General features: G+C 58.5%; 14 protein-coding genes. 7 read left to right on the forward strand and 7 right to left on the reverse strand.

Features of this window, described 5'->3' with window-relative positions; translation table 11 throughout:
- Positions 1-44: 44 nt before the first annotated feature.
- From HDF08_RS06635 to HDF08_RS06645, 3 genes are all read right to left on the reverse strand, one after another.
- Entirely contained in the window at positions 45-344 is a 300-nt protein-coding gene (locus HDF08_RS06635; protein WP_179637731.1) for a KH domain-containing protein, read from the reverse strand.
- Positions 345-633: 289 nt separating this feature from the next.
- A complete protein-coding gene (gene rpsP / locus HDF08_RS06640) occupies positions 634-885 on the reverse strand; it encodes a 30S ribosomal protein S16 (protein ID WP_179637732.1) in 252 nt (83 codons plus the stop codon).
- Positions 886-1,042: 157 nt separating this feature from the next.
- Positions 1,043-1,855 (reverse strand): alpha/beta hydrolase, encoded by an 813-nt coding sequence (locus tag HDF08_RS06645; protein ID WP_257030894.1) that lies wholly within the window; start codon positions 1,853-1,855, stop codon positions 1,043-1,045.
- A gap of 244 nt (positions 1,856-2,099) precedes the next feature.
- Between HDF08_RS06645 and HDF08_RS06650 the strand changes: the two genes are divergently transcribed.
- From HDF08_RS06650 to HDF08_RS06660, 3 genes are all read left to right on the forward strand, one after another.
- A complete protein-coding gene (locus HDF08_RS06650; RefSeq protein WP_179637734.1) occupies positions 2,100-2,810 on the forward strand; it encodes an esterase family protein in 711 nt (236 codons plus the stop codon).
- 154 nt (positions 2,811-2,964) lie between these two features.
- On the forward strand, positions 2,965-3,966 hold the full coding sequence (locus tag HDF08_RS06655; protein ID WP_179637735.1) for an ATP-grasp domain-containing protein: 1,002 nt from the start codon (positions 2,965-2,967) through the stop codon (positions 3,964-3,966).
- A gap of 231 nt (positions 3,967-4,197) precedes the next feature.
- A complete protein-coding gene (locus tag HDF08_RS06660; protein WP_179637736.1) occupies positions 4,198-5,301 on the forward strand; it encodes a carboxylate-amine ligase in 1,104 nt (367 codons plus the stop codon).
- Positions 5,302-5,380: 79 nt separating this feature from the next.
- Here the strand turns inward: HDF08_RS06660 and HDF08_RS06665 are convergent, their stop codons facing one another.
- Positions 5,381-6,514, reverse strand: a complete 1,134-nt coding sequence (locus HDF08_RS06665; protein WP_179637737.1) for a ScyD/ScyE family protein — start codon at positions 6,512-6,514, stop codon at positions 5,381-5,383.
- A gap of 112 nt (positions 6,515-6,626) precedes the next feature.
- On the opposite strand from HDF08_RS06665, the gene HDF08_RS06670 reads away from it, so the two are divergent.
- Both HDF08_RS06670 and HDF08_RS06675 read left to right on the forward strand, forming a co-directional pair.
- The gene (locus tag HDF08_RS06670) at positions 6,627-8,627 is read left to right on the forward strand and encodes a TPR end-of-group domain-containing protein (RefSeq protein ID WP_179637738.1); all 2,001 of its coding nucleotides are present in this window, start codon (positions 6,627-6,629) and stop codon (positions 8,625-8,627) included.
- Positions 8,628-8,995: 368 nt separating this feature from the next.
- Entirely contained in the window at positions 8,996-10,054 is a 1,059-nt protein-coding gene (locus HDF08_RS06675; protein ID WP_179637739.1) for an aminopeptidase, read from the forward strand.
- Between the two features lie 66 nt (positions 10,055-10,120).
- Here the strand turns inward: HDF08_RS06675 and HDF08_RS06680 are convergent, their stop codons facing one another.
- Genes HDF08_RS06680 through serS form a run of 3 tightly spaced genes read right to left on the reverse strand, consistent with a single transcriptional unit; the run spans position 10,121 to position 12,581 of the window.
- Positions 10,121-10,825, reverse strand: coding sequence for a LolA family protein (locus HDF08_RS06680; protein WP_179637740.1), 705 nt, complete (start codon positions 10,823-10,825; stop codon positions 10,121-10,123).
- Between the two features lie 43 nt (positions 10,826-10,868).
- Positions 10,869-11,249: a hypothetical protein gene (locus tag HDF08_RS06685; protein ID WP_179637741.1), complete on the reverse strand. Its 381-nt coding sequence runs from the start codon at positions 11,247-11,249 to the stop codon at positions 10,869-10,871.
- 3 nt (positions 11,250-11,252) lie between these two features.
- Complete coding sequence (gene serS / locus HDF08_RS06690) at positions 11,253-12,581, reverse strand: serine--tRNA ligase (protein ID WP_179637742.1); 1,329 nt, start codon at positions 12,579-12,581, stop codon at positions 11,253-11,255.
- 160 nt (positions 12,582-12,741) lie between these two features.
- Here serS and HDF08_RS06695 point away from each other — a divergent pair, with 160 nt between their 5' ends.
- Together HDF08_RS06695 and purH are read left to right on the forward strand one after the other, a co-directional pair.
- Complete coding sequence (locus HDF08_RS06695; protein WP_179638842.1) at positions 12,742-13,647, forward strand: dihydroorotate dehydrogenase; 906 nt, start codon at positions 12,742-12,744, stop codon at positions 13,645-13,647.
- A gap of 39 nt (positions 13,648-13,686) precedes the next feature.
- Positions 13,687-15,300: a bifunctional phosphoribosylaminoimidazolecarboxamide formyltransferase/IMP cyclohydrolase gene (gene purH, locus HDF08_RS06700; RefSeq protein WP_179637743.1), complete on the forward strand. Its 1,614-nt coding sequence runs from the start codon at positions 13,687-13,689 to the stop codon at positions 15,298-15,300.
- Position 15,301 lies beyond the last annotated feature (1 nt).

The raw sequence follows: 15,301 nt of genomic DNA on the forward strand, positions 1-15,301 counted from the left end.
CCGGGCAGATACGAGAGCCCGGATCCTGCGAGCTACTCGGAACGTTACGGTGCAGTGGGGTGGTCCTCTTCCACGATATCTAGCGAAAAGCGGTGCTTCAGCTTCATGCTGGCTGCGCTGAGAATTGTACGCATGGAACGCGCCGTACGGCCTTGCTTTCCGATCACCTTACCAACGTCGCTGGCAGCAACCCGCAAACGAATCGCTGTACATTCGCCGTCTTCTATAGCCTCAACCGAGACGCTGTCCTGGTCGTCTACCAAGGCACGGGCTATCTCTGCTACAAGGTCTGTCATGTTCTTTACAGGGTTGTCCCCTGCAGGAAACTGGGTTGCCTGGTTCATCACACACCTTCTGGGTCTGGGAGTCACGGTGCAACGCTCAAGCCCTTTCCCTTTGTCTCGTCTACTGCGAGATCTTCCAGGAGGTGCTACAACGAGCGAGACACCGGTCGCAGCAAGTCCAGGGTTATAAACCCCGGGCCTTCTGCTTTGCAAGGCCACTGCATTTCGACTGTGCAATACCAAGGAGTCTACGTGAAACGGTGCCAGGAGATGCTTCAGAGAACCTATTGTGTCAGCTATCTTTGGGAACCATTACTTCATGCCCAAAGATAGCATCGACTAGTAACTCCTAGGCAACCGCGACTGCTGTCTCTGCCGGCTTCTGAGCCATCAGCTTCCCCACACGCTCCGACAACTGTGCTCCATTCCCAGTCCAGTAGTCGATGCGGTCGCGCTTCAAATCAACTGTTGCAGGGTTGGTGCGCGGATTGTACGTTCCCACTACTTCGACCGAACGGCCGTTGCGGGCGCGGTCCTTCTCAATAACAACGATGCGGTAATGTGGCTGCTTACGCGCTCCAACGCGCGCCAAACGAATCATCAACACGGGCAATGCCTTTCAGAACATTTTTGGTTTGGGTGACATAGCCACGCTGCCGATCTATCGGACAGGGACCTGAGATACATTACCCAACATCTAAGTATGGCCGAAAATGCCTCTTTTCGCAACGAAGAAGCGCCAAGAGCCGCAAACTCCCTCACTCCCGAGGAAAAAGAAACCGCAACACGGCGCCAAACCGCTCCGCCCACGAGTTTTCATCGTGAACCGCCCCATCAACCTTCTCATAAAGAAGGTCTTTTCCCGTCTGCCAACCCCGCTTGATCAACTGCCTTTCCAAATGGTCCGTATCCCGCACATGTCGCACCCCCTCTGCCGTGCCGATGTCCAGCCAGATGCTTAGCACGGGCCTCGGCCGTGTCTGATCGACCACATTAAAGATGCTCCGCTGATCCCACCACAGCGAAGGCGACATCACCGCCAGCTTGCCGAACACCTCCGGATACATAAAACCTAGATACAGCGAGATCAATCCGCCCAGCGACGACCCTCCCAATCCGGTGTTCTTGGCATCAGTCAAAGTCCGGTAGGAGCCATCAATCAGCGGCTTCAACTCCTCAACCAGCAACCGCCCGTAACTCCGCCCCTCGCCCCCACCGATCTTGAAGTCTCGTGTTGGCGTGTACTCTGCCATCCGCCGAAGGCCCGTATTCGCCACACCAACCAGGATGATCGGCTCAATCTCATCGTTCAGGGTCAGCTCGTCTGCCGTCGTATGCGCTCTCCACGTTCGCCCTGCAAGATACGACGTTCTCCCGTCGAACAGATTCTGCCCATCGTTCAAATAGAAGACAGGGAAGCGCCGCTTCTTCTCCTCCAGATACTGTGGCGGCAGATAGACCGAAATAACCCGGTCGTCCGGGAGAATCTCCGAATGAAACTCGCTGACGCTGTATCTCGGATTAGAATCCAGTTCGTTCGGGGTATGCTCTGTAATCGCCTCTTCGGGCAAGCTACCGGACGCTGTCTCGTCCTCAAGAGGCTTAAGCGCAGGAATGGAATGAGATGGTGATGATTGTTTCAATGCGAAAGAAGCTGCTCCAAATAAACTACGATTGCATAAGACTAAAGTATTTCTCCTGTGGGTGTACACCGAAGCCTCACACCTGGACGCCGTTTTTACTCAATAAAAACGGCACTCGCAGGATTTGTCCAGCTTACAGTGACAGGAGAAATACTCTAGCAGAGGGAGCCCGATGAAACGCGAATACCACAAATGGTTCTCACCCTCCCTCGGGCGCGATATGGAGCTGCTCGTCTTCGGACACGCAGGCTATCCCGCCGTCGTCTTCCCCACCTCCCAAGGCCGCTTCTATGAGTTTGAAGATCGCCAGATGGTCAGCACCCTTCAGGACAAGCTCGAGCACGGCCATCTTCAGCTCTATTGCGTCGACTCGGTCGATGGCGAAAGCTGGTACAACCGCGACGTCCCGCCCCGCTGGCGTATCGCCCGCCAGGTGCAGTACGGCAATTACATCATCAACGAGGTCGTTCCCCTCATCCGCCAGCTCAATCAGTACTCCGGCATCGGCGCCATCGGCACCAGCTTCGGCGGCTATCACGCCATGAACATCGCCCTCCGCCACCCCGACATCTTCACCGGCATGCTCTCCATGAGCGGAGCCTTTGACCCCTCCAACTTTCTTCGCGGCTACTACGACGACGACTGCTACTTCAACATCCCCATGCACTATCTCCCCAACATCGGCGACTCCTGGTATCTCGACCGTTACCGCCGTAATACCTACGTCCTCGCCACCGGCGTCCACGACCAGTGCTGGAACGATAACGAACGCATGACGCAGATCTTTCGCAATAAAAACATCCCTGTCCGTCTCGATGTATGGGGCGACAACACAGGCCACGACTGGCCCTGGTGGCAGAGAATGCTGCAAACTTATCTCTAAAGCCAAACCTTGGCCCCGATCAACGGGAGGACCTATGCCTCTAACCAAACCAAGACCGGGTATACAAGTCACGAAGTGACCGCTTCCCGCGCAGGGAGCCCGTCCGGCAGGACACACACGCTGTCGAAATACCACAACCCGCAAGGAGGATTCAGTGAAAAAAATCGGTGTTCTGTTCGGAATGGAAAATACCTTTCCCGGCGCTTTAGTCGATCACATCAATGCGATGGAGATCGAAGGCATTCAGGCCGAGTTCGTCTGCGTAGGCGGCGTTCAAATGGCCGCACCCTCAGGCTACGCCGTCATCATCGACCGCATCTCGCACGACATGCCCTTCTACCGCGCATTCCTCAAAAACGCGGCTCTCAGCGGCACCCAGATCATCAACAACCCCTTCTGGTGGTCCGCCGACGACAAGTTCTTCAACTACGCCCTCGCCTCAAAACTAGGCGTAGCCGTCCCGAAGACCGTCCTCCTCCCCCACAAGAAATTCCCGCCGCAGATCAACGAGCGCTCCCTCCGCAACCTGCAGTTTCCCCTCGACTGGGACGGCATCTTCGACTACGTAGGCTTTCCCGCCTTCCTCAAACCCCACGACGGCGGCGGCTGGCGAGACGTCTTCCACGTCCACAACCGCGACGAGTTCTTCCACGCCTACGACCAAACACGCGACCTCTGCATGACCCTCCAGGCCGCGGTCAACTTCAAGGAGTACTTCCGCTGCTACGTCGTGGGACAAACCGACGTACGCATCATGCCCTACGACCCGCGCCGCCCCCACGAGCATCGCTACGTTCTGGACCCACCTTGCTATGACGACAAGCTCCTCAAGCGCGTCGAAAAAGACGCCCTCACCTTGTGCAAAGCCCTCGGCTACGACCTCAACACGGTAGAGTTTGCCGTAGAAGACGGCATCCCCTACGCCATCGACTTCATGAACCCTGCCCCCGACGCCGACCTCCACTCCGTAGGCAAGGAGAGCTTTGAGTGGATCGTCGACAAAGTAGCAAAGCTCGCAGTAAAAAAAGCACAGAAGCCAACCAAACCCGAACTTCGCTGGGCCGCAATGCTGAATCCGAAAGAAAAATCTGTAGAGAAAAAAACGATTGCGAAAAAACCTGCCGGCAAGAGTGCAGCAAAGAAAGAAAAAATCTAAGAAACTGTCCTGCCGGACGGGCCTCTTGCGCAGAGGGCGGTCACTTCGTGACTTGTATACCCCTTCGGTTGGCGCTCCCGTCGGTCGCGAGAGGGAGATGATTCCGACCAACGGGAGGACCACGCGAAGCTTTAGAAAGGCGTGTGAACGCCCGCCCTCCGCGCAGGAGGCCCGTCCGGCAGGACACCCTCAAGTGGTACGCTTCTGGTTCACCCCAAAGACGGAGAGCATATGCGGCCATCCTTCACGCTAGGCATCGAAGAGGAGTACCAGACAGTAGACCCCGAGACCCGCGACCTGCGCTCGCACATCGCCACCGAGATGCTCGCCAAGGGCAAGCTCCGCCTCGAAGAGCGCGTCAAGGCCGAGATGCACCAATCCGTCATCGAGGTCGGCACCCGCATCTGCAGCAACATCCAGGTCGCCCAGGAGGATCTCTTCGACCTCCGCCGCAACATGATCGCCCTAGCTGAAGAGCACAACCTCCTCCTCATCGCCGGAGCCACCCACCCTTTCGCCGACTGGCGCGTTCAGGAGATCTACCCCGATCCCCGCTACGCCCAGGTCGTCGAAGACCTCCAGCTCGTAGCCCGAGCCAACCTCATCTTCGGCCTCCATGTTCACGTCGGCATTGAAGACCGCGAAGCCGCCATTCGCATAATGAACTCGCTTCGCTACTTCCTTCCACACATCCTCGCGCTCTCCACCAACTCACCCTTCTGGCTCGGCATGGAGACTGGCTACAAGAGCTACCGCGCCAAAGTCTTCGAAAACTTCCCCCGCACCAACCTCCCCGACGCTTTCGCCAGCTACTCCGAGTTCGAGAGCTACGTCAACCTCCTAATCAAGACCAACTCCATCGACAACGCCAAAAAAATCTGGTGGGACGTTCGCCCTCACCCCTTCTTCGACACCGTTGAGGTCCGCATCTGCGACATCCCCCTCCGCGCCCAGGAGTCCATCGCCATCGCCGCGCTCATCCAGGCCACTGCCTGCAAGCTCTGGCACCTCCACTCCCGCAACGTCGATTATCGTCAGTACGCCCGCGCTCTCCTCATGGAGAACAAGTTCCGCGCCGTCCGCTACGGCATCGATGGCAAGATGATCGACTTCGGCAAACAGACCGAGGTTCCCGTCCGCGACCTCATCCTCGAGTACCTCGCCTTCATCGACGACGTCGTCGACGAGCTAGGCAGCCGCCGCGAGATCTCCTACATCCACACCATGCTCGCCCAGGGCACCGGCGCCGACCGCCAACTCAAAGTCTTCCGCGAAACCGGCAGCCTCCGCGCCGTCGTCGACTACATGGCCGCCGAAACCCGCGCAGGCCTCTGACGCTTCAGTCCAATAGACGAAAAGCCCGGAGTCCGATCGCTCCGGACACCGGGCCTGCACGTAGCCTTCTAAACGTTATCTACGGGATCCTAATGCGAAGAATCGCACCCGGCCCGCCTGCCCCCCAGTTGGAGATGTACAGGTCGTGATCGGGACCGAACGCCATGCCGGTAGGTACGTTGAGGCCGGTGACCACGTCGACGATCTTGCCGTCGGCATCCAGTCTAACGACCTTGCCGTTGCCGGGAGCGGGACCTCCTGGCGCATCGGACAGTTCAAGCGCGTAGAGCAGCCCATCATGGCCGAACTTCAGGCTGACAATGGTCGTGAAGCCGGCGCGCGAGTTCGCGATGCGGAACTTGCCAAGCTCTGACGGCTTGGTCTCCAGGCCGGGCGTCGTGTCGATGAAGAACAGCTCCTTGGAGAGCGTAACGATGCTTGCAGCGGTAGGTGAGATGGGAAAGACGCCGAGGCTGCCGACATAAAGGTTGAAGCCGTTGCTGGCAATCGAGGTGGGCACAACGTGTCCGTAGGCCAGGGAGGTGTCGAGTACCTGATGGGTAGCGCCCTCCGGTGTCGTGGCCGTGATCACGCCGTGGTTGGCCTCGACGACAAAGAGCTTGTCGTTATGCGCGATCATGGCATAAGGCACGCCTGCGGTGTCGAAGTCGCTGGCAACGTAAGCCGCCGGATGCTCCTGATAGAAGGCCGTGAGGTCGGTTACATAACTCCATTTGCCGCTTCGATAGTCCACCTTGACGATGCCATTGGGCAGGTCCGGATTGGCATGGGCGCAGCCGCCGCCCGCGAGCACAGCATACAGTTTGCCGTCGAGGAAGGCGACATCGGCGACACCCTCTACCGCACCGGTGCCGTCGAGTGCGGAAGGAAGTCCGGTCGCCAGCGTCGAGCGAGTCCCATGCGAATCGACCTTGGAGATACGGGCCGTGGTTCCACCTTTGTAAGGACCGATGGGGGCAGCGGGCTGCGCGCAGACACCGACAGTCGAGTTGGAACCGCCGGTGCCCGCCTCGGCAATGTAGAGCTCGCCGTCAGGACCGAAGGCGAGACCACGCGGCCCTTCAAGACCGGACACCCAGGCTGTCGCCTTGGAGGCATCGACCGGAAGCTGGGCCTGGACTGCGGGAGAGAGGAGAGCGACCGCCGCGAAGGCAGCAACGAAGTGGGTCTGGATAAGAACAGAGTGTTTCAATGGAATCTCCTTGACGGCGTTGGCCGCGAACTTTGTCGACTCTGCTCCGCGAACCGCGCTACACTGAAGTTCCTTCTCGTAACTTACGTGCTCGCGCAATGGATTGTGGTGGTTGCAGGGGTTCTGGATGCTGGCGTTCAACGCGACGGTCGACCATACGGAAGCCAGGCTGGCCTTGGAGCGCGTTTTATCCTCACGCGTGTTTACCAGGGCGGAGCGGAGCCGGCGATTCTTGCGCTACCTGATGGACGCCGCCCTGTCGCAGCCGCCCGTCACCGTCAAGGAGTTCACCATCGCAATGGATGTCTTCGATCGCGATGCAAGCTACGACCCCTCGATCGATGCCACCGTGCGAGTGGAGGCCAGCCGTCTCCGAGCCAGGCTCCGCGAATACTACGACGACGAGGGTCGAGACGAGACCCTCATCATCGAGGTGCCAAAGGGCGGCTACACAGCGGTCCTGCGCACTCGGCAGACGTCCAGTCCGGCGCTGCCCGGGCAACCCGTTGCTGCCGGCCAGTCCGCCTCAGCGAACCAAGGTCAGGAAGATCCTCGCGCGCCGACGCCTGAAGCGATAATGGCCGCCAGGGAAGTCGGGCCCCGGCGAAGGCCCTGGATCGCCGCCTGTGGATTCCTCCTGGTGCTGGCCGGGGTAGCCATGGGCGTACGTGCCTCGCGCGGACGCAAGCCGCAGGGCGCGATCAAGCCGGCAACCTTGTCGCTCGCCATCTTGCCGATCGTCAACCGCACTGGAGACCCCAAACTGGACTACCTGTGCGATGGCCTTACCGACGATCTCATCCGGCAGCTCTCGCAGATTCCTTCGCTGAAGCTGATCGCCCGCACAGCGGCCTTTCGTTACCGACAGTCAACCGCGAACCCTCTGGAAGCGGGTAAGGCGCTCGAAGCAGGCAGGGCGCTCAAGGTCGGAGCCGTCATGACGGGCGAACTGCGCCGCACCACGGACCACCTCTCGCTCGTCGCCGAGCTAAGCGATGTAGCCGATGGGACTGTGCTGCTCGACCGCGAGTACATCGTCGAGAATCAAGACCTGCGCTCGGCGCAGGCGGAGCTGCAGCGCGACCTGATCGCAAAGCTGCATGTGGAAAGCTCGGCGTTGGATCCAGGGCGTAGTCTGCGAAGCGTGACGGTAAATCCGCAGGCTTATCAAGAGTTTTTACAAGGGGACTCTCTGGCACGCAGCGGAGAGCCGGGGGACCTGCACCAGGCACTGTCGCACTTTGAGCGCGCCGTATCGCTGGACCCGCAGTTCGACCTCGCGTGGTCCGCGATAGCAGGCGAACATCTGTTGCTGGGGCTCTACTTTGAGGCTCCTCGGGACCATATTCCGCAGGCGCGGCTCTACGCGGAGCGAGCGCTGAAGATCAATCCCTCGCTGGGAGAGGCTCACGGAAGCCTTGGCCTCATTCACCTGGTGTATGACTGGAAGCCCGCAGCGGCAGAGGCGGAGATGACCGCGGCAGGAGCCGAGGAGGCCGCGATGAGCACGCTCTCCTGCACCGCGCACCTGATCGAGGGCGCAGGAAAGCCCCGGGCGGCCGAAGAGCTGTTATCCCGCATGTTGACCTACGATCCAGGTTCGGCATCGCTGATCGCGGAGCTGGGTTGCGTCAACTACTACCGGGGCGACTACAGCGCCGCGCTGCGGCACTACCGGCAGGCGCTTGCTGCGGACCCTCGCTCGCCCGTGCCCTACTGGGGAATCGGCAAGACGCTGGTGGCACAGCATAACTACGCCGAGGCAATCACTGTATTGACGACATTCAAGCAAAAGAATGGGTTCGAACCGCCGTTGCTGACGGCCGAACGGGGCTATGCCCTGGGAAGCTCCGGCAGACGGCACGATGCGCTGGCAGTCGTGCAGGAGCTGGCAGAGCGAGGCAAGCATAGTTTTATCGACCCATACTTTGTGGCGATCATCTATGCGTCGATGAACGACCGCGAGGAAGCCTTCGCCTGGCTGGATAAAGCGTTCGAGGCGCGCTCGACCTTCATGATCTCGCTCCTGTCGGAGCCGAAGTGGGAGCCGCTGCGGTCGGACCCCCGGTTTCAAAAGCTGATCTTGCGTATGCTCGACAGTAAAGCCGATTGAGGTTCGTTCGGCGCTCCAAGAATCCTGTCAAGCCCCTTAAACGCAAATCCCCGCGCCAGATAAGGAGCTTCGCGTGGCACATTAGATAACCTCAAATAGCTATACTTGATACAGGCGGACACAAAGAGAGACAAGCACAAGGGGTGATATTGCTATCTCGTTGATAATAAATATTTTGCGCGTAACTCCTTTGGCTGCAATATTTTGCAGGTGCAGGTCGTCTCTAAGCCAAAGAATTAAAAGACTTTACGCCCAAGATACCCCCCGGGGGGAGGGGGGAGGTACCCCTTTAAACTCCTTTTTCTCCTGTAACTCAGCAGTAACAACAAGCTATCTTAGAAAGAAGTTTTATTCGGAAGGCCCAACCCATGGTTGATCAAGCAACGCAGGCAGCACCAGACCTCCGCACCACCGCCTTCCCCCCTGAGTTCACCCCAGGTGCTCGCAACGCCGTCACCACCTGCCTCCGCATCCAGCCCAACGAGAAGGTCACTCTTATCACGGATGAGCGCTGCCTCACCATCGCCGCCTCGCTCGTCGCGGAGCTGGACCAGATCGGCTGCACCTGGAACGCCTTCGTCCTCGAAGCCCTCGCCCCACGTCCTCTCATCGATCTCCCCTCAGCCATCCTCGAAGACATGGAGTCCTCGCAGGTCAGCATCTTCGCCGTCGAAGTCCAGCCCAACGAGCTTCATAGCCGCATGCAGATGACCGACGTCGTCAATCGCCGCCGCATGCGCCATGCCCACATGGTCAATATCACCCCCGAGATCATGACCCAGGGGATGCGCGCCGACTTCCTCGCTATCGACCGCCTCTCGCAGGCAGTCCTCGACAAGGTCCGCGCCGCCACCTACGTTCGCGCCACCACCCCGGCCGGCACCGACATCCACGCCCAGCTCAACCCCGACTATCGCTGGTTTAAGACCTCCGGCATCATCAGCACCGAGAAGTGGGGCAACCTCCCCGGTGGCGAGTGCTTCACCGCGCCCGGCGAAGTCAATGGCGTCTTCGTCGTCGATGGCGTCGTAGGCGACTTCCTCTGCGCCCGCTACGGCATCCTCCGCGCCCATCCCCTCACCATCAACATCGAAGGCAACCGCATCACCCGCGTTTCAAGCGAAAACAAAGCCCTCGAGCGCGATTTCTGGGCATACACCCACACCGACGAAAACTCCGACCGCGTAGGGGAGTTCGCCATCGGCACCAACATCGGAGTCGACCGCGTCATCGGCAACATCCTTCAGGATGAAAAGTTCCCCGGCATCCACATCGCCTTCGGAGACCCCTACGGCGCCCACACCGGAGCGCCCTGGAAGTCTTCCACGCACATCGACGTAGTCGGCCTCGAATTCAGCATCTGGCTAGGCGACGCCCAGGGTGAAGAGCAGATCATGCGCGACGGCCAGTTTTTACTCGACGCCTAAGCTAGACAGAACATAGCCCAACCGACCGACAAGCCTGATCCCTCGGACGAAAGCTTCAGTAACAGCTCAATGGGAATCAGTTGTTGTCTTGCTGTCCGTCTTGATCTGATAAGGCTTGGTATCGACGCTCTGGTTGTACTTGATGTCGGAGTAGACAGCCGTTCGATAGTCCTCCGACGGCATGTAGAAGCTCTGTTTCACAGTAATGCCACGGACAGGGTCTACCCAGATCGTCATATGCGTGCAGTTGTTGCGGACAGCGGGGTCCTTTGGCACAAGATCCAGCTTCGCCGTTTGCACCCCACTCACCACTTCATCACCCAGATCCGAGATCGTCCAAGCCTTGGCCATCTCTCTGCCGCTACCGCCAAACCCAAGCGTCAGAAAGCTCTCCATCTGAGCCTGGTTGCCCTTAGGAGTGATGACCGTCTCATGATCCGTGCCAGGGTCAAACAGAGTCAAAACTCCGTTCCGATACTCCAGAATCTTGATGGAGGGAGAGGTGACCTTCGCCCCCATCACGGTCTTAGCCCCGTCTTTCTTGAAATAAATGGTGCCCTTCTGTGTCGTCGTCTGCTGCACAACCTTCTCGTAAAGGTCCCACTGAAAAGTGGCTTCGGCCGACTGAAACCTCAAGCTCGCCGCATCCATCTGCCGAAGAACTTCATCCAGATGTCCAGGCTTCGGCTGCGCAACCGCAGAAGCTGGAGCGATGACGGAAACAACGGATGACAGGATAAGTGATGCAACAGTACGACGAAATGTGGTCATAAGTCAGGTACTCCCGAAAGTTGGATGCTTTCTGCGCCAGAAGCTAACGGAGAACCCACGCGTTGTAGGCGATGATCTTGCCCTGTACGTCGCGAACGGGTTCGTACCGCTGGATCGACACCTCGCCTGAGATCGGTTCGATCAACCGTAAAATGGCGGCCTGGCGCTCGGCGTCCGTACTGGCGCCGCCCATATCCTCAGCTCGAACCTGATAGATAAAGCGGCTGCTCCCGCCGGCGGTTCCAGCTTCCCGCACCAGCACCTCGCTGGCGTGGAGAGCGACGGTCTCAACAGGTTTGTCTTTGAAGTCGATCAAGTGGGGTGAGACAAACATGAAGACGAGAATGGCAGTCACCATGACGTCATAGTGAAAGCTACCCCGTTCGTAGGCCCAGAAGATGTAGTTACGAATCAGTTTGAACATGTCTTAGCTCCAGCCTTGCTGCTTGCCGATCACCGTATCGCCGTTCATATAGGGTATCAACACGTCCGGGACTCTTACGGTGCCGTCCGATTGCTGATAGTTCTCCAGAATCGCAAGGTAGGTGCGTCCTACAGCGAGTCCGCTGCCGTTGAGGGTATGAAGGAACTCGCTCTTCTTTGCTTTGGCCGGGCGGTAGCGAATATTCGCCCTGCGGGCTTGGAAGGTCTCGAAGTTCGAGCACGAGGATATCTCGCGATAGAGTTGCTGGCCGGGCAACCACACCTCGAGGTCATAGGTCTTAGCAGCAGAAAAGCCCATATCGCCTGTGCAGAGCAGCATTCGCCGGTAAGGGAGGCCGAGGCGCTCAAGCACTGTCTCAGCATGGCGTGTGAGTCGTTCGTGCTCGGAGTTGGAGTCTTCTGGACGTACGAACTTCACCAACTCGACCTTCTGGAACTGATGCTGGCGGATCATGCCACGAACATCTTTGCCGTAGGAGCCTGCTTCGGAGCGGAAACAAGGGGTATAGGCGCAGAAAGATATTGGAAGCTGCGATTCGTCGAGCGTCTCTTCGCGAAATAGGTTCGTGACCGGGACCTCAGCGGTGGGAATGAGCCAATGATCGTTCTCCTGGTAAACCCCGGGCTGGTAGGTACCTTTGTCGTCGCAATGGAAGAGATCTTCGTCAAACTTGGGCAGTTGGCCCGTGCCAAAGAGCGACTTAGAGTTGACCATGTACGGTGGCAGGACTTCTGTATAGCCGTGCTCGCCTGTATGAAGGTCGATCATAAAGTTGGCGAGGGCGCGTTCAAGCCGGGCTCCCTGGCCGAATTGGACAACAAAACGGGAGCCTGAGATTTTGGCAGCGCGGCCAAAGTCGAGAATGCCTAGCGTTTCGCCTAGATCCCAGTGAGGTTTCGCCATAAAATCGAAGGTTGTTTTCTCGCCCCAGACCTTCTCTTGTCGGTTGTCGTCGGCGGATCGCCCAATGGGAACGCCATCCTGGGATAAGTTGGGTAGGGCCTGCAGTATCTCTTTCAAACGCTCGTCGGAGGCCGCTGCGGCGGACTCGAGCGACTCCGCTTCAGACTTCAGGGTGCGAGTCTGTTCGGTCTGTGCGGTCGTATCTGCGCCTTCACGTCTGAGCTTCGCAATCTCTTCCGTTAGCTTGTTTCGCTGGGCCTTCAGCGTCTCCACTCGAGTGATAGCCTCGCGGCGCTCGCGGTCGATTTCAACAAAGTTACGGAGTGCAATTGCGGGATCTATCTCCCGGTTACGCAACTTTTCTTCTACTAGGGCCAAATTAGCCCGCACAAATGCAAGGTCAATCATCACCTCACATTTTAGCGTCTTCCCGCCATGCAAACTTGCGATATCACCGATACCTCCATTTCTTTGGATCGATGGCGAGCAATAAGTTACCGCTACACTAGTTAGGTATGGGAATGGAATCGGGACAGTGAGCGCGACTGCACGAGCCAAAGGTCCGGACATGCGGGTGACCGTCGCCGGTGTTGAGTTTAGCTCGCCGGTGATTGCGGCAAGCGGAACGTTCGGTTATGGGATCGAGTTTGAAGATATTGTTTCTCTGGATCGCATCGGAGGGTTCGTCACGAAAGGGCTCTCGCGCGAGCCGATGGCTGGCAACCCGGCTCCGAGAATCATAGAGACCGCCGCCGGGATGATGAATGCGATTGGGCTGCAGAACATGGGGGTTCGCGCTTTTATCGCCGAAAAACTTCCCAAACTGAGGAAGATCACTGGCACGGTCATTATCGCGAACGTCTTCGGGTTCACCATTGAGGATTGCGTCGAGGTGATTCAAGCTTTGAACGATGCCCCCGGTGTAGCGATGTATGAGCTGAATGCGAGTTGCCCCAATACCAGCCATGGGGGAATGGTCTTCGGGACCGATCCGCCGCAGCTTTGGGAGTTGGTGGCCCGATGCAAGGCGGCGGCTCGCAGGCCTCTGATGGTTAAGCTTTCACCTAATGTTACTGATATTGGATTGATGGCGCGCGTTGCAGCGGACGGTGGCGCTGACGCGGTCTCACTGGTCAACACCTTCGTCTCTTTGGCGATTGATGTGGAGACGCGCCGGCCTCGTATCGCCAACATTACCGGAGGACTCTCCGGCCCCGCGATCAAGCCCATTGCAGTGCGGATGGTGCATGAGGTTTCGAGGAATGTGACGATCCCTATCGTTGGCATGGGAGGGGTTGTTCGGGCCGAGGACGCGGTGGAGTTCATGATGGCGGGGGCGACTGCCGTGCAGGTTGGGACGGCAAGCTACGCCGATCCGCGCGCCGTCGAGAATGTTGCGAATGGGTTGAAGCGCTGGTGTGTCACGCACCAGGTTCCGCACGTAAGCTCGCTGACTGGTTCGGCTCTGTTGTGACGAAGTGTTGTCGCTTGCTGGCTTTAGAATAGTCAGGTGATGATTGAACACGACGTTGCTTCCTCAACTGCTCCGACCGATCTTCGGCAGATCCGCCGCGCTCTACTCTCTGTAACCGACAAGACAGGACTTGTTGATTTTGCTCGAGTTCTTGCATCGTTCGGCGTGGACCTAGTTTCAACAGGGGGGACCGCCCGCGCGCTGCGAGAGGCCGGTCTCCCTGTGCGCGATATTAGCGACCTGACCGGATTTCCCGAGATGCTCGATGGCCGTGTGAAGACTCTTCACCCGAAGGTGCATGGCGGAATCCTGCATATTCGTGATAACGCGGAACATATGGCTTCGGTTGCTGAGCACCAGATAGAACCGATCGATATGGTGGTGGTGAACTTGTACGCATTCGGGAACACGGCGAATCGTCCGGGTGTTGCTTTCGCGGACGTGATCGAAAATATCGATATCGGTGGACCTTCGATGGTTCGGTCGGCGGCGAAAAACTTTGCGGACGTCGCGATTGTGACCTCTGTTGCGGACTACTCTCGATTGGCGGATGAGATGGCGGCGAACTCGGGCGGTCTGAGTCACGCGACACGCTGGAGGCTCGCCAAGACGGCCTTTGCGGTCACCGCAGCATACGATGCAGGTATAGCGACGGCGCTGGAGAACATCGAAACTCCGAGCGGGAAGGCTATTTTTTTGCAGGAGCAGTTGCCTTCAACTGTTCGGGTCAATGATCCGCTTCTCAAATCGCTTCGCTATGGAGAGAATCCGCACCAGAAGGCTGCGCTCTATACAGACGGCAGCGAAAAGGGTGTGGCGAACGCCAGGCAGCTTCAGGGGAAGGAACTCAGCTACAACAACATTGTGGATCTGGACGCCTGCTGGGAGTTGGTAAGCGAGTTCGATGAGCCGGCTGTGGTCATCATCAAACACACCAACCCTTGTGGTGCTTCGACCGGAGCCACGGTCGCCGAGGCCTATCGGCGAGCACTCGAGGCCGATCCGGTGTCGGCCTTTGGCGGAGTGATTGGGATCAACCGCGAGGTGGATGCCGCAGCGGCTGAGGAGATTGCGAAGCTATTCGTCGAGGCTATCGTCGCGCCCTCGTTCACCAGTGAGGCGCTGGAACGTTTTGGGACGAAAAAGAATCTCAGGCTCCTCGAGATTTCGCCTGTCGATATTCCACGCGTCTTGAAGCAGGTTTCAGGTGGGATGCTGGTGCAGGATGCCGACCGGTTGCGGATCAGCGAGGGGGAGCTCCAGATCGTGTCCAAACGAACGCCCACTGCGGAGGAGCTGCGTGCTCTGCTCTTTGCCTGGGGAGTATGCAAACACGTCAAATCGAACGCGATCGTCTACGCTCGTTTCAGCGGGGGACATGGCCAGACGGTAGGCATCGGGGCGGGCCAGATGAGCCGGGTGGATGCGGCACGCTTCGGCGCAATGAAAGCCGTACTGCCGCTAAAGGGCATTGTTGCAGCCTCCGACGCATTTTTCCCCTTCGCGGATGGCCTGGAAGTTGTAGCGCAAGCTGGTGCTACAGCGGTGATTCAGCCTGGGGGGTCGGTGCGGGATGCCGAGGTGATCGAGGCTGCGGACCGGCTGGGCGTGGCGATGGCATTTACAGGCGTCAGGCACTTCCGGCACGGATAAT

The organism is Tunturiibacter empetritectus (genome assembly GCF_013410875.1).
GTDB classification, from domain to species: domain Bacteria; phylum Acidobacteriota; class Terriglobia; order Terriglobales; family Acidobacteriaceae; genus Edaphobacter; species Edaphobacter empetritectus.

Excerpts from the sequence above, each read along its gene's own strand:
- HDF08_RS06635 (WP_179637731.1), bottom strand. The coding sequence starts at position 344 with ATGAACCAGGCAACCCAGTTTCCTGCAGGGGACAACCCTGTAAAGAAC.
- rpsP (WP_179637732.1), bottom strand. The coding sequence starts at position 885 with ATGATTCGTTTGGCGCGCGTTGGAGCGCGTAAGCAGCCACATTACCGC.
- HDF08_RS06650 (WP_179637734.1), top strand. The coding sequence starts at position 2,100 with ATGAAACGCGAATACCACAAATGGTTCTCACCCTCCCTCGGGCGCGAT.
- HDF08_RS06660 (WP_179637736.1), top strand. The coding sequence starts at position 4,198 with ATGCGGCCATCCTTCACGCTAGGCATCGAAGAGGAGTACCAGACAGTA.
- HDF08_RS06675 (WP_179637739.1), top strand. The coding sequence starts at position 8,996 with ATGGTTGATCAAGCAACGCAGGCAGCACCAGACCTCCGCACCACCGCC.
- HDF08_RS06680 (WP_179637740.1), bottom strand. The coding sequence starts at position 10,825 with ATGACCACATTTCGTCGTACTGTTGCATCACTTATCCTGTCATCCGTT.
- HDF08_RS06685 (WP_179637741.1), bottom strand. The coding sequence starts at position 11,249 with ATGTTCAAACTGATTCGTAACTACATCTTCTGGGCCTACGAACGGGGT.
- serS (WP_179637742.1), bottom strand. The coding sequence starts at position 12,581 with ATGATTGACCTTGCATTTGTGCGGGCTAATTTGGCCCTAGTAGAAGAA.
- HDF08_RS06695 (WP_179638842.1), top strand. The coding sequence starts at position 12,742 with ATGCGGGTGACCGTCGCCGGTGTTGAGTTTAGCTCGCCGGTGATTGCG.
- purH (WP_179637743.1), top strand. The coding sequence starts at position 13,687 with ATGATTGAACACGACGTTGCTTCCTCAACTGCTCCGACCGATCTTCGG.